Annotated in this window: 29 protein-coding genes; 13 read left to right on the plus strand and 16 right to left on the minus strand. The window is 74.0% G+C overall.

The annotated features are described in order from the left end of the window. Window positions 1-600 precede the first annotated feature (600 nt). Window positions 601-876 (minus strand): hypothetical protein, encoded by a 276-nt coding sequence (locus KIS93_RS08265; protein WP_080040477.1) that lies wholly within the window; start codon window positions 874-876, stop codon window positions 601-603. Between the two features lie 113 nt (window positions 877-989). Here KIS93_RS08265 and KIS93_RS08270 point away from each other — a divergent pair, with 113 nt between their 5' ends. Continuing rightward, window positions 990-1,976 (plus strand): acetylxylan esterase, encoded by a 987-nt coding sequence (locus KIS93_RS08270; RefSeq protein WP_186404017.1) that lies wholly within the window; start codon window positions 990-992, stop codon window positions 1,974-1,976. 76 nt (window positions 1,977-2,052) lie between these two features. Here KIS93_RS08270 and KIS93_RS08275 read toward each other — a convergent pair whose 3' ends face one another. Continuing rightward, the gene (locus KIS93_RS08275) at window positions 2,053-2,340 is read right to left on the minus strand and encodes a HesB/IscA family protein (RefSeq protein WP_080040479.1); all 288 of its coding nucleotides are present in this window, start codon (window positions 2,338-2,340) and stop codon (window positions 2,053-2,055) included. Window positions 2,341-2,480: 140 nt separating this feature from the next. On the opposite strand from KIS93_RS08275, the gene fxlM reads away from it, so the two are divergent. Further along, entirely contained in the window at window positions 2,481-3,620 is a 1,140-nt protein-coding gene (gene fxlM, locus KIS93_RS08280) for a methyltransferase, FxLD system (RefSeq protein WP_222107347.1), read from the plus strand. Here the strand turns inward: fxlM and KIS93_RS08285 are convergent. The 4 genes from KIS93_RS08285 to KIS93_RS08300 all read right to left on the minus strand — a co-directional run bounded on the left by KIS93_RS08285 (window position 3,617) and on the right by KIS93_RS08300 (window position 9,799). Further along, on the minus strand, window positions 3,617-4,075 hold the full coding sequence (locus KIS93_RS08285) for a pyridoxamine 5'-phosphate oxidase family protein (RefSeq protein WP_080040481.1): 459 nt from the start codon (window positions 4,073-4,075) through the stop codon (window positions 3,617-3,619). The genes fxlM and KIS93_RS08285 overlap by 4 nt on opposite strands. Before the next feature lie 58 nt (window positions 4,076-4,133). Next, window positions 4,134-8,135 (minus strand): hypothetical protein, encoded by a 4,002-nt coding sequence (locus KIS93_RS08290; protein ID WP_080040482.1) that lies wholly within the window; start codon window positions 8,133-8,135, stop codon window positions 4,134-4,136. Between the two features lie 114 nt (window positions 8,136-8,249). Continuing rightward, window positions 8,250-8,756 carry a methyltransferase family protein gene (locus KIS93_RS08295; protein ID WP_080046942.1) on the minus strand — a complete coding sequence of 169 codons (507 nt, stop codon included), beginning with the start codon at window positions 8,754-8,756 and terminating at the stop codon, window positions 8,250-8,252. Between the two features lie 74 nt (window positions 8,757-8,830). Further along, complete coding sequence (locus KIS93_RS08300; RefSeq protein ID WP_230466346.1) at window positions 8,831-9,799, minus strand: NAD(P)-dependent alcohol dehydrogenase; 969 nt, start codon at window positions 9,797-9,799, stop codon at window positions 8,831-8,833. 80 nt (window positions 9,800-9,879) lie between these two features. Here KIS93_RS08300 and KIS93_RS08305 point away from each other — a divergent pair, with 80 nt between their 5' ends. Next, window positions 9,880-10,500 (plus strand): TetR/AcrR family transcriptional regulator, encoded by a 621-nt coding sequence (locus tag KIS93_RS08305; RefSeq protein ID WP_080040484.1) that lies wholly within the window; start codon window positions 9,880-9,882, stop codon window positions 10,498-10,500. A 91-nt stretch (window positions 10,501-10,591) separates the two neighbouring features. After that, the gene (locus KIS93_RS08310) at window positions 10,592-10,783 is read left to right on the plus strand and encodes a DUF1918 domain-containing protein (protein ID WP_080040485.1); all 192 of its coding nucleotides are present in this window, start codon (window positions 10,592-10,594) and stop codon (window positions 10,781-10,783) included. A gap of 1 nt (window position 10,784) precedes the next feature. On the opposite strand, the gene KIS93_RS08315 is transcribed toward KIS93_RS08310, so the two are convergent. Continuing rightward, window positions 10,785-11,309, minus strand: a complete 525-nt coding sequence (locus KIS93_RS08315; protein ID WP_080040486.1) for a type II toxin-antitoxin system prevent-host-death family antitoxin — start codon at window positions 11,307-11,309, stop codon at window positions 10,785-10,787. 117 nt (window positions 11,310-11,426) lie between these two features. On the opposite strand from KIS93_RS08315, the gene KIS93_RS08320 reads away from it, so the two are divergent. The 3 genes from KIS93_RS08320 (at window position 11,427) to KIS93_RS08330 (ending at window position 13,540) form a co-directional block, all read left to right on the plus strand. Continuing rightward, window positions 11,427-11,972, plus strand: coding sequence for a GNAT family N-acetyltransferase (locus KIS93_RS08320; RefSeq protein WP_080040487.1), 546 nt, complete (start codon window positions 11,427-11,429; stop codon window positions 11,970-11,972). 175 nt (window positions 11,973-12,147) lie between these two features. Continuing rightward, on the plus strand, window positions 12,148-12,909 hold the full coding sequence (locus KIS93_RS08325) for an SDR family NAD(P)-dependent oxidoreductase (protein ID WP_080040488.1): 762 nt from the start codon (window positions 12,148-12,150) through the stop codon (window positions 12,907-12,909). A gap of 58 nt (window positions 12,910-12,967) precedes the next feature. Next, window positions 12,968-13,540, plus strand: a complete 573-nt coding sequence (locus KIS93_RS08330) for a DUF4142 domain-containing protein (RefSeq protein ID WP_155128015.1) — start codon at window positions 12,968-12,970, stop codon at window positions 13,538-13,540. 193 nt (window positions 13,541-13,733) lie between these two features. On the opposite strand, the gene KIS93_RS08335 is transcribed toward KIS93_RS08330, so the two are convergent. After that, entirely contained in the window at window positions 13,734-15,155 is a 1,422-nt protein-coding gene (locus tag KIS93_RS08335) for an aldehyde dehydrogenase family protein (protein WP_080040490.1), read from the minus strand. Continuing rightward, the gene (locus KIS93_RS68295) at window positions 15,152-15,949 is read right to left on the minus strand and encodes a P1 family peptidase (RefSeq protein WP_268967016.1); all 798 of its coding nucleotides are present in this window, start codon (window positions 15,947-15,949) and stop codon (window positions 15,152-15,154) included. Before KIS93_RS68295 ends, KIS93_RS08335 begins: the two co-directional genes overlap by 4 nt. Between KIS93_RS68295 and KIS93_RS68300 the strand changes: the two genes are divergently transcribed. Beyond that, entirely contained in the window at window positions 15,918-16,415 is a 498-nt protein-coding gene (locus KIS93_RS68300) for a hypothetical protein (protein WP_230466647.1), read from the plus strand. The two genes, KIS93_RS68295 and KIS93_RS68300, sit on opposite strands and share 32 nt — an antisense overlap. Window positions 16,416-16,554: 139 nt before the next feature. Here the strand turns inward: KIS93_RS68300 and KIS93_RS67360 are convergent, their stop codons facing one another. From KIS93_RS67360 to KIS93_RS08375, 7 genes are read right to left on the minus strand one after another with little or no spacing between them, the layout of a single operon-like run. Beyond that, window positions 16,555-16,830 (minus strand): P1 family peptidase, encoded by a 276-nt coding sequence (locus tag KIS93_RS67360; RefSeq protein ID WP_281261960.1) that lies wholly within the window; start codon window positions 16,828-16,830, stop codon window positions 16,555-16,557. Then, window positions 16,830-18,008 carry a M20 family metallopeptidase gene (locus tag KIS93_RS08350; RefSeq protein ID WP_080040492.1) on the minus strand — a complete coding sequence of 393 codons (1,179 nt, stop codon included), beginning with the start codon at window positions 18,006-18,008 and terminating at the stop codon, window positions 16,830-16,832. The genes KIS93_RS67360 and KIS93_RS08350 overlap by 1 nt, the downstream gene beginning before the upstream one ends. Then, window positions 18,005-18,805 (minus strand): ATP-binding cassette domain-containing protein, encoded by an 801-nt coding sequence (locus tag KIS93_RS08355; RefSeq protein WP_080040493.1) that lies wholly within the window; start codon window positions 18,803-18,805, stop codon window positions 18,005-18,007. The genes KIS93_RS08350 and KIS93_RS08355 overlap by 4 nt, the downstream gene beginning before the upstream one ends. Further along, entirely contained in the window at window positions 18,774-19,688 is a 915-nt protein-coding gene (locus tag KIS93_RS08360; protein ID WP_080040494.1) for an ABC transporter ATP-binding protein, read from the minus strand. Before KIS93_RS08360 ends, KIS93_RS08355 begins: the two co-directional genes overlap by 32 nt. Then, on the minus strand, window positions 19,675-20,508 hold the full coding sequence (locus KIS93_RS08365; RefSeq protein WP_080040495.1) for an ABC transporter permease: 834 nt from the start codon (window positions 20,506-20,508) through the stop codon (window positions 19,675-19,677). Before KIS93_RS08365 ends, KIS93_RS08360 begins: the two co-directional genes overlap by 14 nt. After that, complete coding sequence (locus KIS93_RS08370) at window positions 20,505-21,443, minus strand: ABC transporter permease (RefSeq protein ID WP_080040496.1); 939 nt, start codon at window positions 21,441-21,443, stop codon at window positions 20,505-20,507. Before KIS93_RS08370 ends, KIS93_RS08365 begins: the two co-directional genes overlap by 4 nt. Then, complete coding sequence (locus KIS93_RS08375) at window positions 21,440-22,936, minus strand: ABC transporter substrate-binding protein (RefSeq protein ID WP_080040497.1); 1,497 nt, start codon at window positions 22,934-22,936, stop codon at window positions 21,440-21,442. The genes KIS93_RS08370 and KIS93_RS08375 overlap by 4 nt, the downstream gene beginning before the upstream one ends. Window positions 22,937-23,023: 87 nt before the next feature. On the opposite strand from KIS93_RS08375, the gene KIS93_RS08380 reads away from it, so the two are divergent. From KIS93_RS08380 to KIS93_RS08400, 5 genes are all read left to right on the plus strand, one after another. Further along, window positions 23,024-23,776 (plus strand): FadR/GntR family transcriptional regulator, encoded by a 753-nt coding sequence (locus KIS93_RS08380; RefSeq protein ID WP_080040498.1) that lies wholly within the window; start codon window positions 23,024-23,026, stop codon window positions 23,774-23,776. 29 nt (window positions 23,777-23,805) lie between these two features. Next, complete coding sequence (locus KIS93_RS08385; protein ID WP_080040499.1) at window positions 23,806-24,807, plus strand: adenylate/guanylate cyclase domain-containing protein; 1,002 nt, start codon at window positions 23,806-23,808, stop codon at window positions 24,805-24,807. Between the two features lie 105 nt (window positions 24,808-24,912). Beyond that, window positions 24,913-25,392, plus strand: coding sequence for a SigE family RNA polymerase sigma factor (locus KIS93_RS08390; RefSeq protein ID WP_080040500.1), 480 nt, complete (start codon window positions 24,913-24,915; stop codon window positions 25,390-25,392). Further along, on the plus strand, window positions 25,389-26,159 hold the full coding sequence (locus KIS93_RS08395) for a hypothetical protein (RefSeq protein ID WP_186404018.1): 771 nt from the start codon (window positions 25,389-25,391) through the stop codon (window positions 26,157-26,159). Before KIS93_RS08390 ends, KIS93_RS08395 begins: the two co-directional genes overlap by 4 nt. Further along, window positions 26,156-26,401 (plus strand): hypothetical protein, encoded by a 246-nt coding sequence (locus tag KIS93_RS08400; protein WP_186404019.1) that lies wholly within the window; start codon window positions 26,156-26,158, stop codon window positions 26,399-26,401. Before KIS93_RS08395 ends, KIS93_RS08400 begins: the two co-directional genes overlap by 4 nt.

Consider the following 26,401-nt stretch of genomic DNA (forward strand, 5'->3'; position numbering starts at 1 on the left):
GTCAGTACCGGCTCGGCGTCGCATCCGGCCCTGCGTCCGAGAGCGGCGCGGGGAGCGGCGGAGGCGCTGACGGCGCGGGGAGCGGTGGGGGCGCGACCGGACGAAGCCCGTCGCTCAGCGGCTGCACCCGACCCGGCGCAGGCGTGCGACACACGATCCGCGGCAGGCTCGCCCGGCCTGGCATCGCCGGTCGGCATCCGCCCCGAAGCGGCCTCTCCCCATGCGCTGCCGGCGGCCGGCGCCGGATGCCGGTGCACCTCGCCCGGCGCGGCCCAAGCGGGCAAGGACAGGCGCGCAGACGTCCCGCCCGCCGCGTCCCGAGCAGCCGGAGGCGAGCTCGCAGACGCCTCGCCCAACGCGTCCCAAGGGGGCCAGGTCGCAGACGTCTCCCCCAACGCGTCCCAACCGGGCGGGGGCCAGCTCGCAGGCGTGTCCCGAGCGGGCGACGTCAGGAGGGGAGGCCCGTGGCTCGGTGTGGCGGCGGTGGGTGGGTGGCGGGAGGGGGTGGCGGCGGGGGAAGGCCGCGGGTTGGGTGCCACGAAGGGGACGTTAGTGCACGAGTCGCGCCACAGGCAGGGAAGTGGCCGAGTCGCGCCCCGGTCAGGGAAGTGACCGGCCCAGGCGTAGCCGGATGCGATCGCCGCGCTGCACGGACTCGCGTACCGTCCACACGCGTTCGTCCACGACCGTGCCCCTGGCCGTCATGTAGCCGCCCATCCGGAGCACCGGCCGGCCCGCGTCGTCGCGCAGGAGCTGGGCGCGCGACTCGGATTCGTCGCCGAACAGGACGAGGAAGTCGTGGGCGTCGGCGGGGGCGTCGAGGACGAGGCCGGGATACAGGTGGGAGTGGGGAACCTGGATGACATGCTCGATCACGGGCGGACGTCTACCCAGATCTCGCGGCTTTAGCGGAAGCCACCCCGGGATAGCGCTTTCCGGCGGTATGGGGTGAAATGTCAGCAACCTTTTCTACAGGCTGGAGTACCACTGTGCCACTGTTCGACCTGCCGCTCGACCAACTCCGCGAGTACCGCCCCGACCGAGACGAGCCCGCCGACTTCGACGCCTTCTGGTCCGCGACCCTGGCCGAGGCGAGGGAGTTCGACCTCGCGGCCGAGTACGTCCCGTACGACCTGCCGCTGAGCGGCGTGGACGTGTTCGACGTGTCGTTCGCCGGGTGGGGCGGGCACCGGATCAACGGCTGGTTCCTGCTGCCGCGCGGCGCGGACGGGCCGCTGCCGTGCGTGGTGCACTACATCGGCTACAGCGGCGGGCGCGGCTTCCCGAAGGACCATCTGCTCTGGCCGGCGGCCGGGTACGCGGTGTTCGTGATGGAGACGCGCGGCCACGGCGGCGCGAACGTCGGCAGCCCCGGCACCACCGGCGACCCGCACGGCAGCTCGGGCCCGCAGGCGCCCGGCATGATGACGAGGGGCATCCTCGACCCGGCCGACTACTACTACCGGCGCGTGTTCACCGACGCGGTGCGGGCGGTGGACGCGGCGGCGGCGCACCCGGCCGTGGACCCCGAGCGGGTGGTGGTGGCGGGCGGCAGCCAGGGCGGCGCGATCGCGCAGGCGACGGCGGCGCTGCGTCCGGGGGTGAAGGCGGCGCTGATCGACGTGCCGTTCCTGTCGCACTTCCGGCGGGCGGTGGAGATCACGGGCCGCGACCCGTACCAGGAGCTGGTGCGGTTCCTCGCGACCCGGCGGGACGCCGCCGAGCAGGTGTTCCGTACGCTGTCCTACTTCGACGGGCTGAACTTCGCGGCCCGGGCGACGGTGCCGGCGCTCTACTCGGTGGCGCTGATGGACGATGTGTGCCCGCCGTCCACGGTGTTCGCCGCCTACAACCATTGGCAGGGCCCGAAGGAGATCACCGTCTGGCCGTGGAACAACCACGAGGGCGGCGGCGGCTACCAGTCGGAGGAGCAGGTGCGTTACCTGCACAAGCTCCTCGGCAAGGCCGAGAGCTAGGGCGAGAGCTGGGGCGGGAGCTGGGGAGCGGGCCGCCGCGCCGGAGTGCCCATATCCTCCGGCGCGGCGGCGCGCGTCAAGCGGTCTGCTCGGTGACCAGGAACGACACGCTCCCCTGGTCATCGGCACCGGCGTCCAGGGACTTGTCGTCCAGCACAGTCGCAGCCACCGGGTCGAGGTAGACCCGGGCCCCTTCCGCCTCGACCACCGCGTCCGCCGGCTCGGGGGCGGTGGCCAGGGTCAGGGTGAGCGAGCTGGCACCCTCTCCCTGGGACGAGATGCGAATCCCGCTCTGGGTAGGCTCGGGCGCATTCGCGGTCAGGTCGCGGATGGCCTGGGCTGCGTTGGCTGTCAGGGTGAGCACTACGGCTCCTCCTCACGGTCGACGTACAGGAGTTGCCTGCCCTTCCCGCTCTTTTCGGTCTCAACCCTCTCCGGCGATTTCTTTACCGAGAATTCCCGGCCGCTGCCATGCCCGGCGAGGGCCCGGCGACAATGAGGGTCATGGACTTCGCGGCGCAGAGGCACGCCCTGGTGGCGCGGCTCAGGCAGGCCCAGGATGTCGGCGAGCGGGTGGCGGAGGCGATGCTGGCGGTGCCGCGTCACCTGTTCGTGCCGGGGGTGGAGCCGGAGGCGGCCTACCGCGACGAGCCCATCGTGACCAAGCTCGACGACGGCGGCCGGCCGATCAGCTCGTCCTCGCAGCCGGCCATCATGGCGACCATGCTCGGCCAGCTCGCAGTGGAGCCGGGGCACCGGGTGCTGGAGATCGGCGCGGGCACCGGCTACAACGCGGCGCTCCTGGCCCGCCTCGTGGGGCCCGGCGGGCGCGTGGTGGCCCTCGACATCGACGCCGACACCGTGGAGCAGGCCCGGGAGCATCTGGCCGCCGCCGGGGTGAGCGGGGTTGAGGTGGTGTGCCGCGACGGGGCCGAGGGGTATCCCGAGCTGGCGCCGTACGACCGGCTGATCGCCACCGTCGGCGTGTGGGACCTCGCGCCCGCCTGGCTGGCGCAGCTCGCCCCGGGCGGGCGGCTGGTGGTGCCGCTGGACCTGCGGGGCGTGCAGGTGTCGGCGGCGATGGAGCGCGACGGCGATCGGTGGGTGAGCCGGTCGGTGGCGCCGTGCGGGTTCATGCGGATGCGCGGGTCGTTCGCGGGGACGGAGTCCGTCACGGTGGTGCGCCGGGATCCGATGGTCATGCTGGTGCTGCCGGAGCCGCGCGAGACCGGCGACGTGCTCGCGGCGCTGGACACCGTACCGGCGGAGATCACGATCAGGCGGGAGGAGGCCGCGCCGGCGGCGACGGTCACCATGGGGCTGTCGTTGTGGCTGGCGCTGCACGAGCCGCGCTGGTGCGCGGTGGCCGGCGACCTCGGCCGCGGCCCCGGGATGGCGGCGGGGCTCGTCGAGCCGGGCGGCGTCGCGCTGCTCGCCGCCGACGGCGCGCTGGTCGCCCGAGGGTACGGGGGCGACGGGGCGCGGCTGGCGGCGGAGCTGGCCGCCCACGTCAGGGCATGGGACGATGCGGGCCGCCCCGAGGCGGGCACCCTGCGCGTCGAGGCCTACCCGTCCGGCACGAACGTCCCTGACGGGATCGTCATCGAGAAGCGGCACACCACCCTGGTGCTGCGCTTCGGCTAGACCGTCCAGGCGCCGTCGCGGATGAGGTCGCGCCCGGCCAGCTCGTTCGCCTCGCGCCACGCCTGCAGCCGCACGGGCGTGACGTGGAAGTAGTGGTACGCGCCGGCCTCCTTGCGCGGGTCGAAGCCCGCCTTCTCCGCGAACGCGTCGCCGAGCTCGGCGGGGATCTCGGTGGCGGGGGTGGCCCGCGCCGTGCCCTCGATGAGCACCACGTCGCGCACCAGCCCGATCGCGATCCGCGCCCGGCCGCCGGCCAGCAGGTTGCGCGCGGTGGGGCTGGCCGTGGCCGTGGACAGGATCAGCGCCGTGCCGTCCCACAGGAACGACAGCGGCACCATGTACGGCGTCCCGTCCGCCCCCGCGGTGGCCACCCAGCAGTCCACGTCGTGCTCCAGGCGGTGCAGGGTGTCCCGCTTGCGCTGCTCGGCGGTGCGCGGGGTGGGCAGGGCGGACATGGTGCCTCGCTCTCGTGGGTCACAACGGTTCTGTCGCTTTCGCCATTATTGAGGATGATCAGCGCCGGTCATCCGGGCAGGAGCCCGCGCCGGCGCCGGCCACCTTCCAGTCCGCTCCGGGGAACGGGCTCATGAAGTGCGTCAGCAGGTCCACCGCGTAGTCGGGCACCTGGCCGCCGGGGTCCAGCAGGGAGAGCATCTGGGGTCCGTCGGCGCCGCGCAGCGTGATGGTGTCGCGCCCGGCGGCGGCGAAGCCGGGCTTGGCGTCCACCGTCACGCAGGCGAGGCTGATGCCGGCCGCCTTGACCTCCTGCCTGGCTCCGATGCGGCGCATCCGCTGGTCGTAGCGGCGCAGGGCGAGCGCGGTCGTGGGGCCGATGCGGACGGACTCGTGGAAGGCGTCGGCGCCCACCTCGCGGCTCAGCCTGACGTCGAGCCGCACGTCGGGCCGCAGGTCCACGCCCTTGGCCGTGACTTTCACGGTGCCGTAGTCGCCTTCGAAGCCGGGCGTGACGTAGCCGAGCGCGGCGGGCGCCTTCATGCCGAACGGGATCCGGCCCGGCCGGACGCGCAACCACGACACGCGGCCGATGGTCAGGGAGAGCCGCTCGATCGAGCTCTTCCCGAGCCCGAACCGGCCGCCGACGTGGTAGGTGAGGAACCCGCCCGTGTACGGGACCTCCTTGCTCACGGCGAGCCGCTGCGGCGCCACGGCGTCCACCCGGAGCCCGGCGCGCAGGGCGATGCGGCCCGTGGGCACGGGGCGGGAGACCAGGTCGAGCGACTGGTCGGGGTTGAGCCTGACGGTGGTGTCGGCCGCGAGGTCCTTGACGGCGAACGCCACGTCCCCGAGCCGCCCCGACGGGTCCACCAGGCCGCCCTCCACGGCGAGCCGCCCATCGAGGGTGCTGGCGCCGCCGAGCGCCTTGTACGTGACGGCCGGCACGCTCAGCCCGGCGGCCGAGGCGTCGGCGTCCACGCCGAAGACGGCGGGCACGTCAGAGAAGCGCAGCTCGCCGGTGCCCTTGCCGGGCAGCGTGACCTTGGCGGTCAGGTGCTCGACGGCCGCGGAGTTGTGCACGCGGATGCGGGTCCGCGCGCCGTACGTGCCCTCGACGCTCACCGCCGCGGGCACGGGGTCGATGGCGACGTGCCCGCGCAGCCCGCCCGCCTCGGCGTGCACGTCGAGTGCGCCCAGCGTCGCGGCGGGTTCGATCTTGTACGCGGCCCGCACCGCGTTCCCCTCCCCCACGCCGAACGGCCCGACGGACATGCTGGTGATCCGGGACGGCAGCCCGGTGAGCGTGGCCCTGGCCTTGACCGGCACGGGCGACAGGACGCTGCTGTTCAGGTACACCCCGAGACTGCGCCGCTTGGGGCGGAATCCGGAGAACGCGAACGTCCTGCCGGGCAGGTCCACCGTCACCTGGTCGGGCAGGCCGGTCACGTCCAGGTAGCCCTGCAGCCCGTAGCAGCCGCGCGGCGGCGCGCAGAAGGGGCCGGGCGCGCAGCCGGGCGATCCGGCCGCGCAGCCGCCGTCCACGAGGGACACGCCGCCGGCGACGGCGGGCGCGGCACGCATGCGGTCCAGCGCGGCGGCCGTGCCGAGCCAGGCGCGGGCGCGCACGTCGAGGCGGGAGCCGGAGTAGGTGAGCCGGCCGCCGTCGGAGGTGACGGCCAGCCGCCCGGGGACGGGCCCGACGGTGCCGAGGATCCCGAAGCGGGTGTCGCCCTGCCGGACGTCGGCGTCCACGGCGAGGGTCTGCGTGGCGGAGCGGAAGTCGGCGGTGAAGCCCCGCGCGGCAGGGGTGAAGGCGACGTGGGAGAGCCGGTTGACCAGGACGCTGGCGTCGAGGTCGCCGGTGGCCTGGTCGTAGTGGGCGGCCAGGTGCGGCCCGGTGGGCGCCTGGGCGCCGTCGTGGTTGGTGAAGGCCAGCGCCGCCGTCCGCACGGGCCCGGACAGGCCGCGGAAGCGGTACGCGGCGGCGTCCCAGGAGGCGTCGAACCTCGCGGGCACGCCGGTGACCTCGGCGGCGGCCCTGGCGTACCGGTCGCCGAGCTTGGCCCTGGCCAGGGCGGACACCCGCTCGATCGGCCCGTCGGAGGTCCAGCTCAGCGTCCTGGCCTTGGTGTCGGCGACCAGCTCGGCCCGCTTCCGCACGCCCTTGACGGTGACGCGCAGGTCCTCGCCGGTCGCGCGCGTCACGGGCGCTTTATTGGCATAAATCCGCACTTCCTGGAGCTTGGCGCTGGTGGCGACCTTGACGGCCGAGCGCTCCCCCAGCTCCCACGACGCCTTCACGTCGTCGCGCACGCCGAGCACGGTGCCGTCCACGGTCGGCCCGGACGTGAGGTCGGTGTAGGCGGCACGCAGCTTCTCGATCGTGCCGCTGGCCTGGTAGACGGCCTTCCTGGCGGCGGGGTCGAGCGTGACGTCCACGGTGGCGGGCGTGTTGGAGATCTCCATGCGGGCCAGCCGGGTGCGGTCGATGCTGGCGGCGCCCACGAACGAGCGGCCGCTCGCGGCCACGGCCAGGTGCACGTGCGGCGCGGCCCCGTACGTGACGTCGAACCCGGACAGGCCGTTCAGCAGCCCCGAGACCCCCAGGGCGGCGCCGTCCTTGATCATGGTGACGTGGCCGCCGCGCGGCGTGGAGACGGCGCCCTGACCGCGTTGCAGCACGACGGCGAAGCGGCCGATGGGCGAGCTGGCCGTCTGCGTGACGCGGTGCGCGGCCAGGTCGTTGACCAGGCGCAGCTCGGCGGGCAGCCCGCTGAGCTCGGCCGTCAGCACGGTGCCGGCCGCGGAGCGGTCGTAGTACCGCAACCGCGCCGCCTTCGCCCGGCCCGAACCGGTGGCGACGGCGAGGGTCTGCTTCCCATCGGCGGTGCCGTACCTCGCGGTGAAGGACGGCGGGACGTGGTCGAGCTCGGCCTCCACCACCCTGGACAGGCGGCCGTCGCGGTAGGCCAGGTCGTGCACCTGGGCGTGGGAGACGGCGGACGGGCCGGTGAAGCGCACCTCGCCGCCCGACAGCCGCACCTCGGCGCGGGTCGGCATGCGGTCGAGCACGGCCCTGGTGAACCGGCTGCCCGTCACGGCCACCGCCTCCACCTCGGCGGGAGCCGAGGCGGTGAGGCTCAGGGTGGGGGTGCCGAGCGCGGCGTCGACGGTGAGCCGGCCGGTGACCGGGGTCTGGCGCAGGCTCACGGCGCTGCGGCCGGTCAGCCCGGCCACGACGGCGGCGCTCTCACCTGGCTCCTTGCGCTCGACGACGGCCTTGACCCGCTTGCCCGCCAGGTCCACGGTGAACGTGCCCCGGTCGGACGCCGACAGCGACGAGCCGCGGCGCAGGCCGTCGAAGCCGACCGACACCTTGTCGTCGTACTCGGCCCAGACCTGCGCCTTGACGCTCTCACTCGCGAGCCGCCTGACGGCGAACGTGATGCCCGCCGCGCCCTCGCCAGGGACGGCGGCCGGCACCAGGTAAGCGGCCAGGTCGGGCCGGGCGTCGCCGGTCACATCGGCGGCCACGGGCACGCCGACCGGCTGCCGGATCGAGCAGGCGACCGGCACGGCCGCGCTCTGCACGCAGAGCCGGTACGTCAGCCCCGGCACGGCCCGGCCGAGCCCCTCGAACGTCCTGGCGATCGCGGCGAGCGGCTTGCTCAGGGTGAGCGGCTCGGCCTGCGAGGTGTCCGGCAGCACGTCGCGCACGTCGGGCGCCTGCCGGCCGAACCCCTGGGCCTCCTGGACGGCGGCGGCGGCCGAGGTGATCTCGTCGGCCAGCCCCGGCCCCGCCGGGGTGGTCACCTCGGGCGCGCCCGGCCCGACCGGCTCGTCCCCGGTGGGCCGCAGCGCCAGCGAGGCGCGCCGGGGCACGGTGACGGTGGCGGGCGGCGGCTCCTGCACGGCGGGCACGGGCGCTGACGTGGTGGCTGTCTCGGTGACTGCTGCGGCGGGCGCGGGGGTCTGTGCCCCGGCGGCGGACGGTACGGCGACGAGGACCGTACCGGCGATGGTCGTCGAAGCGAGCACGCGCGTAAGGGCGTGCGGCATGAAGCGTTCTCCCCCGGACCTGTCTATTTCATCCCATCAGAAACATTGGCCACGAGACGACCACATTTCCTCACGGGGAGTCAAACAGGACTCGACATGGGGCCCCAATTTTTGTCAGGCGCGGTACGGGTGGAGGCGCGGCCACCACCCCGGCACGTGCGCCCGGTAGGTGTCGTAGTCGGCGCCGAACTTGCGCCTGAGGTGCGGCTCCTCGTACCAGTGGACGAAGGACCAGATCGGGATCACCAGGACGGCGGCGTAGAGCAGCAGCCAGGGATCCCCGAGGAGCATGGCCTGGCCGATGACGGCGGCGAAGATCGCGACGTACATGGGGTTGCGGACGTAGCGGTAGAACCCGCCGACCACGAGCCGGTCGGGCGGCGCGACCGGGATCGGCGTGCCGAGCCCCTCGATCACGAACCTGACGAACGCGTGGACCAGCACGGTCAGCCCCGCGAGCACCAGGACGGCGCCGAGCGCCCTGAGCGGGATCATGACCGGGTCGGGAAAAGGGTCGCGGAGCCGCCAGCCGCTGATCCAGTAGGGCACGAGCACGGCGACGACTCCTGGGCCGGCGGCGAAGAAGGTGGCGCTGACGACGGCTGCGGGCGTTCTGCGCATGGGCATCGCTCCTAATTCATCCTGCGATGAGTTTAGGTGGCCCACCCCGAGAACGTCAACGCCTGTTGGCACTTTCAGGCGATCCGGAGCACGATCTTGCCGCGCACGCCGCCCGCCTCCAGCGCGCGATGCGCCTCGGCCACCTCCTCCAGGGGGAACACCGTGTCCACGACCGGGCGCAGGTCGCCGCGTTCCACGTACCGGGCGAGGTCGGCGAAGAGCCGGTGGGACGGGTCGCCGCTGAACGCCCGCACCCTGCGGCCCCCGTGCACGGCGGACGCCGCGATGTAGGCCAGCGACGCGGCGGGCCGGCCGAGGTCGAAGGCGATCGCCACCATGCGCCCGGACGGCGTCAGCAGGCGGCGGTAGGCCGGATGGTCGGTGCCGACGGTGTCCATGACGACGTCGAACCGCCCCAGGTCCGCAGGGGCCGTGGTCGCGTAGTCGTACGCCTCATCGGCGCCGAGGTCGCGGACGAGATCGAGGTTGCGCGGCCCGGCCAGGGCCGTGACGTGGGCGCCCAGCGCCTTGCCGAGCTGCACCGCCACCACGCCCACGCCGCCGCTCGCCCCGCGCACCAGCAGCCGCTCGCCCGGGCGCAGCCGCGCCTTGTCGCGCAGCGCCGTGATCGCCGTCGTGCCCACCGGCAGCGCGGCCGCCTCGACCAGGTCGAGCCCCGCCGGGGCCAGGGACAGGCGGCGCGGGCGGACGGCCACATACTCGGCGTTGCTGCCGAACGTGCGGCCCAGCACCCCCCACACCCGGTCGCCGACCTTCGGGCCGGTCGCGCCCGCGCCCAGGGCGACGACCTCGCCGGTGAAGTCCAGCCCCATCCGCTTGGGCCAGCCGCGCTGCATCAGCTCCGTCACCGGCCGCACCCTGCCCGCCCTGCCGTGCAGCTCGCCGCCGTTGAGGCTGGCGGCATGCACGCGCACCAGCACCTCGCCGGGCGCGGGGGCCGGCTTGGGGACCGTGCCCACGTACAGGACCTCCGGGGGGCCGTACCGGTCGAACAGGGCCGCGCGCATCTCTTTCGTCTTCATGAAAGTGACGCTAGTGCGCTAAACGGATGGGGTCGTCCATTTACGCTAATGTGAGAAACATGCCTGGTCGTACCTCTCAGATGGAGCTTCGTGCGGACGCCCGGCACAACCGGGAGCGCATCCTCGACGCCGCCCGGGAGGCGTTCGCCACGCGCGGGCTCGACGTACCCATGGCCGCCGTCGCGCGGCGCGCCGGAGTGGGGGTGGCCACGCTCTACCGGCGCTTCCCCTCGCGGGAGTCGCTGATCACTGAGGTGTTCGGGGACGAGCTGGCCACGTGCGCCTCCGTCGTGGACGAGGCGCTGGCCGACCCCGACCCGTGGCGGGGGTTCCGCGTCATGGTCGAGAAGGTGTGCGCGATGCAGGTCGCCGACCGCGGGTTCACCGAGGCGTTCCTGACGGCGTTCCCCGAGGCGGTCGACTTCGAGCGGACGCGGGCGCGCGCCGAGCGCGGCCTGGCCGAGGTGGTGGCACGGGCCAAGGCCGCCGGGCGGCTGCGCGCCGACTTCGCGCCGGCCGACCTGGTGCTGCTGCTCAAGGCCAACTGCGGCGCCGCCACCGGCAGCCCGGAGGAGGCGGCGGCCGCGTCGCGGCGGCTGGTGGCGTACCTGCTGCAGTCCTTCCGCGCCGAGCACGCCGAGCCGCTGCCGCCCGCGCCGCCCCTCACCCTCGGCCACCTGCACGCGACGGCCACGCGCTGACCCCTTCGGCGCGCTTTTCGGGACGGCCGCTCTGGTGCAAGGTGGGAGAGAACCTCAAGGTTGCCAGAGCCCGGCTGAGAGGAACCCCACCATGCACGCGAACGTCGGTGACCTGCTGATCATCCACGGTCACGTGGTCGGCCATGGAGACAGGAAGGGCGAGATCGTCGAGGTGCGGGGCCAGGACGGCGCGCCGCCGTACCTCGTGCGCTTCGACGACGGCCACGAGCAGCTCATGTTCCCCGGCCCCGACTCCGTGGTCGAGCCGGCCGAGCCCGAATAAGTCAGTACGCCAGCGACTTGAGGGCGGCGGCGGCGTCACGGCCGGAGCCGGCCGCGACCTCGTTGCCGTCCCGGTCGCGGGCGATGGCGGTGATCCCGTCCACCGGCCCCCTGGCCAGCGTGATCGTGTGGCCCCTGGCGAGCAGCTCGTCCGCGCCCGGGCCGCGCCTGGCGGCGGGCCGGTCGAGCAGCCGCACCGCCGCGACCAGCGCGGCGACCGGGGTGCGGTGGCGGGTCAGCAGCACGGGCCCTTCGTCGTACGGGCCCGCGGTCTGGCGGACGAGATCCCCGAGCCGGCCGCGCGCCGTCGAGAGCGAGACCACCGGCAGGCCGCTGAGCAGCCCGTACACCTCCGACAACGGGATCAGCGCGGCCCACTCGTAGCGCTCGCGGGTGATCAGCGTGGTGGTGCCGCTCCTGGCGGCGCGCACGAGCGAGCCCCACTGGGCGCGAGCCTCCTCCACGCCGACGGGGGCGCCGAAGCGGTCGCGCAAGGCCTCGTAGACGGACGGATCCGTGTTGATCACACAAGAATCGTAAGCCGCCTTACAAAACTTCGGCAACCCGGAAGCCGGCGGGCGGCGGGCGGCGGGCGGCGGAAAACCGGTCGAAGGGGTCCCGCGCCGCCGACTAACGTGCCCCGGGTGCACATCTACCTGGAGACCGAGCGGCTGATCCTGCGCCGCTTCGCCGAGTCCGACGCGGACGAGCTGTTCCGCCTGCACAACGACCCCGAGGTGATGCGGTACCTCAACGGCGGCAAGCCCACACCCCGCCAAGTGATCCTCGACCAGACCCTGCCCCGGTTCATCGAGAGCGGCTTCTTCGCCGCGCTGGAGCGGCGGTCGGGCGACTTCCTCGGCTGGTTCCACCTGCGGGCGCCCGAGGGCGGGCCGGAGGATGAGCCCGAGCTGGGCTACCGGCTGCACAAGGCGGCCTGGGGGCAGGGGTACGCGACCGAGGGCTCGCTCGCGCTGATCGGCAAGGCGTTCGCCGAGCTGGGCGCCCGGCGGGTGTTCGCGCAGACGATGGCGGTGAATCTCGGGTCGCGGCGGGTGATGGAGAAGTGCGGGCTGCGGCACGTGCGGACCTTCCACATGGACTGGCCGGATCCCATCGAGGGCACCGAGCACGGCGAGGTCGAGTACGAGCTGCTGCGCGCCGACTGGGAGGCGGCCCGCAAGAGCTGAGCCGGCCCGCATGTGCTGAGCCGGCCCGCATGTGCTGAGCCGGCCCGCATGTGCTGAGCCGGCCCGCATGTGCTGCACCGGCCCCAGCCGCCGGCCCCAGCCGCCCGAGCTAGCCTCGGGCCGTGATGCCGGTCGGGCTGGTGTACTGGTCGGACCAGTCGTTAGGGTGCGTCGTATGGGATATGACGCGCTGTTCCGCCTCGACGGGCGGCGGGCCGTGGTGGTCGGGGCGGGGAGCGGGATCGGCAGGGAGGCCGCGCTGGCGCTGGCCGCGCACGGCGCCTCGGTGGTCTGCGCCGACCGCGACCTACCCGCCGCCGAGGAGACCGCCGCCGGCTGCGGCGGCGACGCCCGGCTGCTCGACGTGCTCGACGCGGACGCCGTGCGCGCGCTGGCCGCCAGTGAGCCGGCCGACGTGCTGGTGTTCACCGCGGCCACGAACGTGCGCAAGCGGCTGCTCGACTACTCCGGCGACGAGTTCGACCGGGTGGTCGCGCTGAACCTGCGTGCCTCCTTCGACCTGGTACGCGCGTTCGGCGCCGGCATGGTGGAGCGGGGCCGCGGCTCGATCATCGGGTTCGCCTCCATCAGGGCGTCGGTCACCGAGCCGGGCCAGGGCGTGTACTCGGCCACGAAGGCCGGGCTGGTGCAGCTCCTGCGCACGGCCGCCGCCGAGTTCGGGCCGCACGGGGTGCGGGTGAACGCCATCGCGCCCGGCGTGGTGGAGACGCCGCTGACCCGGCAGATCAGGGACGACCCCGGCTGGTACGCGGCGTACGCGACCAAGAGCGCGCTCGGCCGGTGGGCGACGGCCGACGAGCTGGCCGGGGCGGTGGTCTACCTGGCCGGCGACGCCGCGAGCTTCGTGACCGGCTCCGTGTTGTACGTGGACGGCGGCTGGACCGCGGTGGACGGCCGTTTCGACCCGCCGAATTAAGCCGAATACTTCCGGCCGAATCGGGCAGCGGGCACGGGTTCCACGAAAGGAGGAACCCATGAGAACAGCACGGAAGTTAGCACCCGCGGGCTTCGCGGCCGTGCTGGCACTGACCATGACCCCGGCCGCGGCCCAGGCCCAGACCCAGGCAGTGGCCCCCGTCCAGGCAGGCGTCACGGCGACGCAGCAGAGCGCGACGGCGCTGCACGCGTCGCGCCAGGACGCGGCGTACCTGAGGGCGGCGCACCGCGGCAACCTCGCCGAGATCGAGGCGGGCAAGGCGGCGCTGCGCGAGTCCCATGACCGGGACGTCCGCGGCCTGGCCTGGCGGCTGATCCGCGACCACCGCAAGCTGGACGCCCGGCTGCGCGGCGTCGCCGACCGGCTCGACGTCCGCCTCCCCGGCTCCCCCAGCGCCGAGCAGCGCCACGACCTTCGAGTGGTGCTGTCCAGGTCCGGTCACCGGTTCGACCGCGCCTGGCTGCGGCTGCAGGCCGAGTCGCACGAGCACGCGCTCTGGCTGGGGCAGCGGGAGCTGCGGCGCGGGCACTCCCAGTGGGTGAAGGACCTGGCGCGCGACAGCGCCCCGGTGATCCGCCACCATCTCCGCGCGGTCCGCGCCGAGATGTGACCCACGTCCCCTGATCTGACCGGCTGGTTCCGGTCAGCAGCCGTGCCCGGGCCCGGTGGCCGCCGCGCAAGGGTCTCAGAAACTCCTTGACCCCGGCGGCCCCGGGCTCCGGGCACCTCGGCCCCTTCGGGGCTTCACAGGGCTCTACGGGCTTTACCGGGCTCTCCGGGGCTTTACCCGGCTCTTCGGGGCGTCACGGGCGGATGATCGCCATCCTCGTGACGGTCAGCTCCTCGATCGCGAAGCGCGGCCCCTCACGTCCCGCCCCCGAGTCCTTCACCCCTCCGTACGGCATGTTGTCGGCCCTGAACCCCGGCACGTCGTTGACCACCACCCCGCCCGCCTCGATCCGCTCGATCGCCGCGAACGCCGTGGCCAGCGAGCGGGTGAACACCGCCGCGTGCAGGCCGTACCGCGACTTGTTGACCGCGGCGAAGGCGGCGTCCACGTCCGGCACCCGGCGCACGCACACGACGGGCCCGAAGATCTCCTCGTCCCAGGCGGCGGCCCCGTCGGGGACGCCGGCCAGCACCGTCGGCGCGATGGCGGCGCCGTCGCGGTGCCCGCCCGCGACCACCTCGGCCCCGGACGCGGCGATCCACTCCAGCACGCGCTCGGCCGCGGCCCCGTCGATCAGCGGGGCGACGCGGGTCTCCGGCAGCCGGGGGTCGCCGACCGTGACGCTCTTGACCCGCTCGGCCAGCAGCGGCAGGAACGCGTCCGCGACCGGCTCCTCGACCAGCACCCGCTGCACGGAGATGCACGCCTGCCCCGAGGCGTAGTAGCCGCCGCGCACGACCGCGTCGGCGGCGGCCTCCAGGTCGGCGTCGGCCGCGACCACGAGGGCCGCGTTCGAGCCGAGCTCCAGCAGCACCTTCGTGGGGGCGGCGGCGCGCGCGATGGCGTGGCCGGTGGCGGCGGAGCCGGTGAACGTCACCGCGCCGATCCGCCGGTCCTCCACCAGCGTCCGCCCGACCTCCGCCCCGCCGGTCACGACCTGCACGGCGGCGGGCGGCAGCGCGTCCCTGAGCAGGTGCGCCAGCCACAGGGTGGCCAGCGGGGTCGCCGGGGCGGGCTTGACGATGACCGGGCAGCCCGCCGCCACCGCGGGGGCGATCTTGTGGGCGGCGAGGAGGAGCGGATAGTTGAACCCCGTGATGCCGACGACCACGCCGATCGGCCGCCGCGTCCAGAACCCCACCAGGCCCTCGCCGGACGGCAGCAGGTCGAGCGGCACCGTCTCGCCGTGCAGCCGGGCCACCTCCTCGGCGGCGGTCGCGAGCGTCAGGAGCGTTCTCGCCACCTCCACCCGGCAGTCCACCAGCGGCTTGCCGGTCTCCAGCACGAGCAGCCGCTCGAACTCCGCCCGCCGCTCGCGCAGCGCGTCATGGGCGCCCATGAGGGCGGCGCGGCGGGCGTGCGACGGCAGCGCGGCCGTCACCGGGGCCACGGCCAGCGCCTCCTCCAGGGCCGTGGCGGCCAGCTCCGCCGTGCCGAGCGGGGCCGCGGCCACCGTGGAGCCGTCGTACGGGAAGATCACGTCGGTGGTGCCGGGGGTCTCCACCCAGCCGTCACCGATGGGCAGGCCGGCAGGCCAGCTCTGCTTGAAGGTCATGGTCGGCTCCGCAGTGCGCTCGGGAACACGTCGAGGTAGGCAGGGGCATCCGGGCGTCCGGTGGCGGACAGGACGGCGTCCGCCACCGCGCGGCTGAACACGTCCGCCGCGGCGGCCAGGACGTCCTGGAACGTGTCGCGGCGGGGCGCGGGGCGGGCGCAGGTGGCCAGGCCGAAGATGGTGTCGCCGTCGGTCATCGTGTGCGCCGGCCTGATCGCCCTGGCCAGGCCGTCGTGCGCGACCGCGGCCAGCTTGCCGCACTGCGCCTTCGTGAGCGTGCGGTCGGTGGCCACGATCCCGATCGTGGTGTTGAACGAGGGCGCCTTCTCCGGGTTCCAGGCCGCGGCCTCGTCCGGGGTCGGGGGCAGGAGGTGGTCGAACTCGCCCGGCAGTCCGTACCGGGCGCCCGCGAGGGTCGCGTCACGCGGATCGAGGACGGACCCGGCGGCGTTGACCACGGCCAGGGCGGCCACGGTGCTGCCGTCGGGCAGCACGGCACTGGCGGTCCCCACACCCCCGGCCAGCCCACCCGCCACCGCCCCGGTCCCCGCCCCGACCGACCCCCGCGCGGGCCCCCAGTGACACACGACGGCACCGTCCGGGGCCGGGGTCCTTTCGTGGAAAGAAGGGAAGGCTCCTGCGGTACCCGCCACGCCGGTCGGCTGACCGCCACCCGTGGCAGCGCCACCGCCGGAGCCGCAGACGGCGCATGCGGAGGCGGCGCCAGCAGGCGCGGCACTCGCATGCGTGGCGCTAGCAGGCGTGGCGCTGGCGGACGCCGCACTACCCGGCATGGCGCTCGCAGGCGCGGCGCTCGCGGAGGCGGCGCTGCCGGACGCCGCACTGCCAGGCGGCGCACTGCCGGGCGCGACGCTGGCGGACGCCGCGCTGCCTGGCATGGCGCTCGCAGGCGCGGCGCTCGCGGAGGCGGCGCTCCCAGGCAGCGCACTGCCGGGCGCGACGCTCGCGGGCGCGACGCTCGCGGGCGCGGCGCTGCCGGACGCCGCACTCGCGGGCGCGGCGCTCGCGGACGCGGCGCTGCCGGACTCCGCGCTCCCAGGCAGCGCACTGCCGGGCGCGACGCTGGCGGATGCCGCGCTGCCGGACTCCGCGCTGCCAGGTGCCGCACTGCCGGGCGGCGCACTGCCGGGCACGGCGCTCGCGGGCGCGGCGCTGCCGGAGGCGGCGCTCGCGGGCGGCGCGCTGGCGGGCGCGGTGGGTGCGGGGGCGGGGCAGGTGCAGGTGGTGGCGGCGTCGTAGGCGGCGGCGCCCAGGGAGGCGTCTGGGACGGCGTGGAAGGTGCCGCCGCGGCCCAGGTCGAAGATGACCGCCGCCGGGACGATCGGCACCGCCCCGCCCGCCACCGGGAAGCCGGTGCCGGCGTCCGCGAGCCGGGACATCACCCCGCAGGCGGCGCTGAGCCCGAAGGCGCTGCCGCCCGACAGGACGACGGCGTGCACCCGTTCCACCAGGTTGCGGGGGTCCAGAAGCTCGGTCTCGCGGGTGCCGGGGCGGCGCCGCGCACGTCCACCCCGGCCACGGCCCCGGCGGTGGGGGTGAGGACGACGGTGGTGCCGGTGCGGTAGCCGCCGCCGACGCGGTGGGCGTGCCCGACCCGTAGCCCCGCCACGTCCACCAGCGAGTTCGTCGCCCCGGCCCGCCACGCGGGGAGCATCAGTGGTCTCCGTGCAGGAAGCGGCGGGCGGCCTCGGCGAAGACGCGGGTGCAGCGGACGATGTCCGCCACTTCCACGTACTCGTCGGCCTGGTGGGCGATCCACTTGCCGCCGGGCCCGTACACGACCGACGGCACCCCGCCCCAGTGGGTCAGGACGGTCCCGTCGGTGGTGCCGGGCACGCCGCCGTACACGGGCTCCTCGCCGGTGACGGCGCGGTGGGCGGCGGCGAGGGCGGCGACGACGGGGTCGGTGCGGGGGACGTCCACGGGCGGCCGGTCCACCAGCACCGTCACCTCGGCCGAGATGCCGTCGCCGGTGGCGAGGGCGGCCACGCGGTCGGCGATCTCCTTGTGGTCGGCGCCCGGCACGGTGCGTACGTCCACGAAGACCGAGGCGGTGGCGGGGATGACGTTGACCTGCTCCTCGGAGCCGGCCCGCACGACGGTCGGCGTGACGTACACCTCGCCGAGGTGCTCGTGCGCGGGATGCCGCCGCTGCAGCTCCTCCTGGAGCGCGCGCAGCCCGACGAGCAGGGCGCCGGCGGCGGCGATGGGGTTGCGGCCGTGCTGCGGCATGGCGCCGTGGGCCATGCGGCCGGTGAGGTCGACGCGCAGCCGCAGGGCGCCCTTGGCGACGGCGCAGATCTCGCCGGCTTCGGGTTCGGCGACGATGGCGCCGTCGACGTCGGAGGCGAGGCCCGCGTTGACGAAGTGGTGGGCGCCGATCATGAGGCCTTCCTCGTCGGCGAGCGCGCACACCTTGATCCGGCCCGGGAACGTTCCCGCGAGCTGCAGGGCGCGGGTGGCGTAGAGGACGGCGGCCAGGCCGGACTTCATGTCGGCGCTGCCGCGCCCCCACAGTTTGCCGTCGCGGATCTCCCCGCCGAACGGGTCGACGGTCCAGGACGACAGGTCGCCCTCGGTGACGACGTCGGTGTGCCCCTCGAACATGAGGGTGGGCCCGGGTCCGCCGCCGCCTTCGACGACGGCGACCACGTTGGGCCGGCCGGGCGCGGCCTCGTACACGACGGGGTCCCACCCCCATTCGCGCATCCGCGCTTCGACGAGCTCGGCGGCGGGCCGCTCGGAGCGGCCGCGCGCCGGGTCGTTGGTGCTGGGGATGCGCACCAGCGCCTGCGTGAACGCCACCACTCCGTCGGCGTCGACTTCGATCACAGCAGTCCCTCCAGGGTCGGTACGGCCTGCAGCAGCGCCCGCGTGTACGGGTGGGCGGGCGCGGCCCAGACGTCGTCCACGGGCCCGGTCTCCACGATCTCGCCCTTGCTCATGACCGCGACCGTCTCGCACACGTGCCGTACGACGGACAGGTCGTGCGAGACGAACACGAGCGTGAGCCCCAGCTCGTCCACGAGGTCGGCCAGCAGGTTGAGTATCTGCCCGCGTACGGAGACGTCCAGGGCGCTGACGGGCTCGTCGGCGACCAGCACCTTCGGGCGGGGCGCGAGCGCGCGGGCGATGGCGATGCGCTGCCGCTGCCCGCCGGAGAACTGGTGCGGGTACCGGTCGGCGGCGCCGGCGGGCAGCCCGACGGCGTCGAGCAGCTCGTTCACCCGGTCGCCGGCGGGCAGGCCGAGGGCGGCCAGGGGCTCGGCGACGAGGTCGCGCACGCGCATGCGGGGGTCGAGCGAGCTCATCGGGTCCTGGAAGACGATCTGGAGGTTCTCGCGCAGGAAGCGCAGCCGCCGCTCGGGCCGGCCGGTGATCTCCTGGCCGTCGAAGCGGATGCTGCCGCTGGTGGGCTGGTCGAGGGCGCAGAGCAGGCGCAGCAGGGTGGACTTGCCGGAGCCGGACTCGCCGACGATGCCGTAGCGCTCGCCGCGCCCGACGGTCAGGGAGACGTCGCGCAGGGCGTGCACGGCGGCGCCCGGCCGGGTGAGTGAGGTGCGGGGGCGCCGGTAGACCCGGTTGAGGGAGACGGCCTCAATCAGCGGGGTGCCAGCATGCGTGGGCATGGCCGTCTCCTGTCAGCGCGGGAGTCGTCTCGCACGCGGGGGTGGCGTGCGGGCAGCGGTTGCGGAAGACGCAGCCGCTGGGGAAGCGGCCCGCCGGGGGGACGCTGCCGGCGATGGTGGGCAGGCGGGTGCCGCGCGGGGTGAGCCTGCTGGCGGCCAGCAGGCCCTGGGTGTAGCGGTGGCGGGGGCGGGTGAAGACGTCGCGGAGGGGGCCGGACTCGACGACGCGGCCGCCGTACATGACCAGGACCCGCTCGCACATGGACGCGATCACGGCCAGGTCGTGGGTGATGAACAGCAGCGCGGGCGCGACCTCGGCGATCAGGTCGAGCATCTGCTTCTGCACGGTGACGTCGAGCGCGGTGGTGGGCTCGTCGCAGATGAGCAGCTCGGGGCCGTTGGCCAGGGCGATGGCGAGCATGACGCGCTGGCGCTGGCCGCCGGAGAGCTGGTGCGGGTACGCGCGGGCGATCTGTCCCGGCTCGGGCAGCCGCACGCGCTCCAGCAGCTCGACGGCCCGCTCGCGAGCCTCGTGGCGGGGGCGGCCGTGCAGGGTCATGACCTCGGCCACCTGCGCGCCGACGCGCATGAGCGGGTTGAGCGCGGTCATGGGCTCCTGGAACACCATGGACAGGGCGCGGCCGCGCAGGTCCTTGACGCGACTCTCCGGCACGCCGACCAGGTCCCGCTCGCCGAGCCTGGCGCGGCCGGAGGCGGTGACGCCCTCGGGGAGCAGGCCCATGAGGGACAGCGCGGTGAGCGACTTGCCGGAGCCGGACTCGCCGATGAGGCCGACCCGCTCGCCGGGCGCGATGGTGAAGGACACGTCGTGGACCAGCTCGACGGCGTCCGCGCGCACGTGCAGGCCCTCAACCGTCAGCACGGATCCTCCTGAGCTTGGGGTCGAGGTGGTCGCGCAGGCCGTCGCCGAGGAGGTTGAAGCCGAGCACGGCCAGGGCGATCGCGAGGCCGGGCCACAGCGCCAGGCGCGGGGTGGAGAACAGCAGCTCCTGCGACTCCTGCAGCATCCGGCCCCACGACGGGATGGGCGGGCGGGTGCCGAAGCCGAGGAACGACAGCGCCGCCTCGGCCAGGATCGCGATCGCGAACGACACCGACGCCTGCACGATCAGCACGGAGCCGATGTTCGGCAGCACGTGCCGGACGGCGATGGCGGGCCGGCGCCGCCCGGCGGCCCGGGCGGCCAGGATGTAGTCGGTCACCATGACCTGGAGCGTCGCGGCGCGGGCCACGCGGGCGAACGCGGGCACGGTGGCCACCCCGATCGCGATCATCGCGGTGAGCGTGCCGGGCCCGTACACGGCGCCGAGCATGACGGCCAGCAGCAGCGCGGGGAAGGCGAAGACGAGGTCGTTGACCCGCATGATCAGCTCGGACAGCCAGCCGCGCGGCGTCATCCCGGCGACCACGCCGAGCGGGGTGCCGACGACGGCGGCGATGCCGACCGCGACGACGCCGACGTACAGGGTGGTGCGGGCGCCGACCATGAGCTGGCTGAAGGTGTCGCGGCCGAACTTGTCGGCGCCGAGCAGGTAGCCGCCGCCGGGCTCGCGCAGCTTGCGGGCGGCGTCCACGAGCGTGGGGTCGTGCGGGGTCCAGAAGAAGGAGACGGCGGCGGCGAGCACGACGAGCCCGACGAGCGTGCCGCCGGTCAGCAGCGCCAGGTTGGGCCGGCCTCTCATCGCAGCCTCGGGTCGAGCAGGTGGTAGGTCACGTCCACCACGAAGTTGATCAGCAGGACGGCCGCCACCAGCACCATCACCACACCTTGGACGAGCAGCAGGTCGCGCCCGGCGACGCCGTTGAGCAGCAGGTCGCCGAGCCCGGGGATGACGAAGACCCGCTCGACGACGACAGCGCCGATGAGCAGCGTGGCCAGTTGCAGGCCGAGCACGGTGACGACGGGCACGGAGGCGTTGCGCAGCCCGTGCCGCCACAGCGCGCCGGTGCGGCCGCGGCCCTTGGCGCGGGCGGTGCGCAGGTAGTCCTCGCGCATGACGTCGAGGACGGCGCTGCGCACGTAGCGGGTGAGCACGGCGCCCTGCACGAGCCCGAGCGACAGCCACGGCAGCAGCAGGCCGCGCAGCCACTCCCCCGGGTCGTCGGCGATGGGCACGTAGCCGCCGGAGGGCAGCACCTGGGCCTGCACGGCGAAGACGAACACGAGCAGGATCCCGGCCAGGAACGCGGGGACCGCGATGCCGACTTGGCTGGCCGCGCTGATCGCCGCGCCGAGGGGGTCGCGGTGGTGCACGGCGGCGAACGTGCCCAGCGGCACGGCCAGCACCAGGGCCACGGCCATGCCGCCGAGCACGAGCACGGCGGTGACGCCGAGCCGGTCGGAGATCTGCGGGCCGATGGGGGCGCTGGTCACGTACGAGGTGCCGAAGTCGCCCTGGACGAGCCCGCCGAACCAGTCGAGGAACTGCACGGCGGGCGGCCGGTCGGTGCCGAACCGGTGGCGCAGGTCGGCCACCGCCTCGGGGGTGGCGTTGACGCCGAGCGCGATCTCGGCCGGGTCGCCGGGCAGCAGCGCCATGAACGCGAACACCGCGACGGCGGCCACGACGGTGCTCGCGAGCAGCACCGCCAGCCGTTTGACGAGGTACAGGATCACTGCTTGGCGAGCGCGGTGAAGTCGAAGGACTCCGCGATGGCGTTCTTCGGCAGCCCGGTGACGCCCTTCTTCGCCACGATCAGGTTGGGGAACAGGAAGAGCCAGTCGGCCGCGGCGTCGTCGGACAGCAGTTTGGCGGCCTGCTTGAGGTCGTCGGCCTGCTGCTGCTCGGTGCCCTCGTCGGCGGAGGCGAGCAGCTTGCCGAACTCGGGGTTGTCGTAATGGAAGTAGTACGACTTGTCGGCGAATATGCCCATGTCGCGGGGCTCGACGTGGTTGATGATGGACAGGTCGTAGTCGCCCTTGCTGAACACCTGGTCCAGCCATCGCGCGGGGAACTCCAGCGGCTCGATCTCGGCGTTGATGCCCACCTGGGCGAGCTGCGACTTGACGACCTGCGCGCTGCTGACCGCGTACGGCAGGTTGGGGATGCGCATCTTGACGGCGTACGTCTTGCCGCCCAGCAGTTCCTTGGCCTTGGCCGGATCGTACGGGTAGTCGCCGGTGCGGTCCTCGTACCAGGGGTCGGTGGGCGGCACCATCGAGCCGATGAGCTGCCCGCGCCCGGCCCAGGCGGTGTCGAGCAGCGCCTTGTGGTCGATGGCGTGCCGCACGGCCTGCCTGACCTTCTTGTCGTCGAACGGCGGGCGGCCGTTGTTCATCGACAGCACGACCTCGCCGTTGGTGGTGCCCTCGACGGTCTGGAACCGGTTCGGGTCGGCGAACTGCTGCAGCGACTCGGGCGCCTGGACGCTGGAGATGACGTCGATGCCGCCGGTCAGCAGCGCGTTGTTCATCGCGGTGGCGTCCTTGAAGTACTTCATGGTGACCGACGACAGCGCCGGCTTGGTGCCCCAGTAGGAGGGGTTGGCGTCGAGCCGGATGGAGTCGCCGCGCCGCCAGGCGCCCAGCACGTACGGGCCGGTGCCGACGGGCTTGTTGGCCAGGTCGGCGACGCCGGTGCGGCTGAACATGGCGCCGAGCCTGCTGGTCATCGCGTAGAGGAAGCCGTTGCTGGGGCGTTTGAGCGTGACGACGGCGGTGCTGTCGTCCTTCTTCTCGACCTTGTCGACGACGTCGAGCTGGGTCTTGATCTTGAGTTTCCAGTCGGTCTTGACCCGGCCGAGCGAGAAGACGACGTCGTCGGCGGTGAACGGGGCGCCGCTGCTGAACTTCACGTTCTTGCGCAGGGTGAAGGTGTAGGTCTTCCGGTCGCCGGAGACGTCCCACTTCTCGGCCAGCAGGGGGACGATCTCGCCGTTCTGGTCGAGCTTGACCAGGCCCTCGTAGACGTTGACGAGCAGGATCTGCGGGATCGCGGCGCCCTCGGTGGAGGTGAAGTCGAGGTTGGCGGGCTCGGCCACCGCGCCGACCGACAGCGACTGGGTCTTCGCCCCGCCGCCGCTCCCGCTTCCGTTTCCGGGGCTGCCTCCGCAGGCTGCCGTGGCCAGCAGGAGACCGCCGGCGGCGATCCAGATGCCGATGCGCCTCATGTCCTACAGCCTCCTGGCTAGTGTACTGGTCTGACCAGTAGGCTACGCACATTGCCAGTCGGCGACGGCTCGGGTCAAGGGGGCTTGATGGGTGGTCCGCGCTTCGAGCCGGTGCGTACCGTGCGGGCTTACGAGCGGGTCGTGGAGCAGGTCGAGGAGGCCATCGAGAGCGGCGCGCTCTCGCCCGGCGAGCGGCTGCCCAGCGAGCGGGAGCTGATGGTGCAGTTCTCGGTCAGCCGGTCCACCGTGCGGGAGGCGCTGCGGGTGCTGCAGGCGCGCGGCCTGGTGCGCTCGCGGCCGGGCGATCCGAACGGGGCGGAGGTGCTGCCGTTCTCGCCCGCCGCATTACACAAGTCGATGACCACGCTGGCCCGGGTGGCGGAGCTGTCGCTCGGGGAGCTGGTGCAGTTCAGGATGGTGCTCGACGGGGCGGCCGTGCTGCTGGCCGCGCGGCTGCGCACCGAGGAGCAGCTGGCCGAGATGGGCGCGGCGGTCGCAGCGATGCGGGCCGCCGCCGGCACCGACGAGGAGGCGTTCGGGGCGGCCGACGTGGCCTTCCACGACGCGGTGGCGCGGGCCGGCGGCAACAAGCTGATCCAGATCTGCACCGACGTGGTGCGCTCGATCGTGGTCAAGCTCATCGCGGACCGGATCGCCGCCGCACCCGACCGGGAGGAGCTGATGCGGCGCAGCATCCGCCACCACGAGGAGGTCATCGCCGCCATCCGGGCCGGCGACGGCCCGCTGGCCGCTCGTTTGTCGAGGAAGGCGATGTATGACTATTACGCCGGGTATGTAGGTGAAGGTGAGCGGAGTGCCCTGAGGGCGCTCTTGGAGTGATCTGGCCCACAGGGTGTTATGTTGCCGGGGTGGCGCACGTGGACGGGGACCGGGTCGGAGACACGGTCGGGGACGCAGTGGCGGGCGGGCTGACGGAAGCCTTCCTGCGCGAGCCGCGCCGATACACCAGTCACCAGGTCGCCGAGATGGCGGGGGTGCCGGTCTATCGGGCGCGGCGCTTCTGGCGTGCCCTCGGGTTCGCCAACGTGCCCGACGACGCCGTCGAGTTCACCGACTCCGACGTCGAGGCGCTCAAGACGCTGCTCGGCATGGTCACCTCGGGCGTCTACGACGAGGAGCACGTGCTGCTCATCGCCCGCTCGCTCGGCCGGGCCACCACCCGGCTCGCCGAGTCGCAGGCCGAGCTGGGCGCGGAGGCGCTCGACGCCGCGGGCGTGCCGCTGGCCGAGCGGCCGCGCGCCTGGCGCAGGCGGGCCGAGCGGGTGGTGCCCGACCTGGCGCGGCTGCTGGTCTACGCCTGGCAGCGCCAGCTCGCCGCCGCGGCCGGGCGCATCGCCGAGCAGGACATGAGCTCCGTACGGCTCGCCGTCGGGTTCGCCGACCTCGTCGCCTTCACCCGGCTGAGCAGGCAGATCACCGGCAGCGAGCTGGCCCGGCTGATCGACAGGTTCGAGGGGCGCTCGGCCGACATCGTGACGTCCTCCGGCGGGCGGGTGGTCAAGACGCTGGGCGACTCGGTGCTGTTCGTCAGCGACAAGGCGCACGTGGCGGCGGAGATCGCGCTGCGGCTGGTGGAGACGCACGCGCGCGGCCGGGACATGCCGGAGCTGCGCGTGGGGCTCGCCTCCGGGCCGGTGGTGTGGCGCATGGGCGACGTCTTCGGCACGACGGTGAACCTGGCGAGCCGGCTGACCGCGCTGTCCCTGCCGGGAACGATCCTGGCCGACCCGCAGCTCGCCGAGGAGCTGGAGGGCGATCGCGCCTTCCGGCTGCGGGAGGTCAACCGGCTGTCGGTGCGCGGGCTGGGCGAGCTGGCGCCGTACACGGTGATGCGGGCAGGCAGCGCCTGACCGCTGACTCGTTGTCAGCGGCTCTTCTCATCGGGCGGCAACCTGGGCGGGACGACGATGCGTCACTAGCGTCAGCTAGCCGCTCTCACAGGAGGAGCGCCGAAGTTGGCGGATAGGGCAATTTTTCAGGACTTCGTGGTGACGAGGTCGGACCGGCTGTTACGGACGGCGTACCTGCTGGCCCGCGACTGGGGTGTGGCGGAGGACCTGCTGCAGGAGTCGCTGACCAAGGCGTGGTTCGCGTGGCCGGGCATCGACGAGCCCGAGGCGTACGTGCGCAGGGTGCTGGTCACCACGTACGTCTCCTGGTGGCGGCGGCGCTGGCGCAGGGAGCTGCCCAGCGACGACCTGCCGGACCGGCCCGCCCTCGACGTGGCTCGTGACGGCGAGGAGCTGTGGCGGGCCGTGGGGCGGCTGCCGGCCAGGCAGCGCGCCGTGATCGTGCTGCGCTTCTACGAGGACCTGCCGGTCGGCGAGGTGGCCAGGCTGCTGGGCTGCCAGGAGGGCACGGTCAAGAGCCAGACGGCCAAGGCCCTGGCGAAGCTGCGAGTGGACGAGTCGATCGTGAAGGAGACGCGCCGATGAGCGTCCAGGATCTGCGTGACGTCCTGCGGGAGCGGGCCGAGGGCCCGGCGCCCGCGAACCCGCACCGCCACGACCAGGTGCACGCGCGCGTCCGCCGGGTCCGGCGGCGCCGCAGGGCGGCGGCGGGCGCGGCGGCGCTGGCGGCCGCCGTGGTGGCCTCCGTGGTGGCCGCCCTGCTGGTCCCCGGCCAGGACGAGCCGCTGCCGGTGCCGGGGTTGCTGCCCGGCCGGGACGGGCTCGTGCCGGGCGAGGCTCCGACGGCGGCGCAGCCGGCCGCCGGGCTGCCCGAGCGGTTCGTCACGCGGGACGGGACGGAGTACCGCCGGATCGGCCTGGCCACCCTCACCGAGGGGCGGGCATCGGTCACGGTCCCGGCCTCCGGCAACCCGCTGGAGGTGGCCACGCCGTGCGAGGGCGTCTTCAGCTCCATGCCGGAGGTCTTCGTCGACTCCCGCCGCGTCAACGGCCGCGAGGACTCCTGCGGCGACAGCGGCCTGCACCTGCTGCCGGTGGACGTGCCGCAGGGCGCCGCCGACGTCACGCTCACCTTCGCCAAGCGGGGGTGCGACACGCCGCAAGGGGCGTGCGGGCCGGAGCGCGGCGCGCGCGAGGTGGCCGTCTACGAGTGGACGCCGCCGGCCATGACGATCGAGCCCCCGCGCGTCAAGGCGCTGCCCGCCGGCTCGACGGCGGGCGGCTGGCGGACAGCGCGTCGGGCAGGTGGCCGGGCGCCGCCACCGTCACCCTGTCGGGCCGGGGCGCCATGACCCTCGACGTGGTCTGCTCGGGCGACCTGGCCCCGCGGATGTGGTTCGAGGTGCGGGTGAACGGCAGGCTGAGCCGGACGCGGCAGGGCTGCCCCGTCTGGACGGGCGGCCCGTTCCCGAAGGCCGGCCTCGACCTCGGCACGAAGCAGGGCGAGCGCGTCACAGTCACCGTGCGGACGGGGATGTGGGGCGCGGGGACGAACCGCCCGGTTCGCTGGTCGATCGGCCTGTACGTAAAGTAG

Origin of the sequence: [Actinomadura] parvosata subsp. kistnae, assembly GCF_900323885.1 — a bacterium.
GTDB classification, from domain to species: domain Bacteria; phylum Actinomycetota; class Actinomycetes; order Streptosporangiales; family Streptosporangiaceae; genus Nonomuraea; species Nonomuraea composti.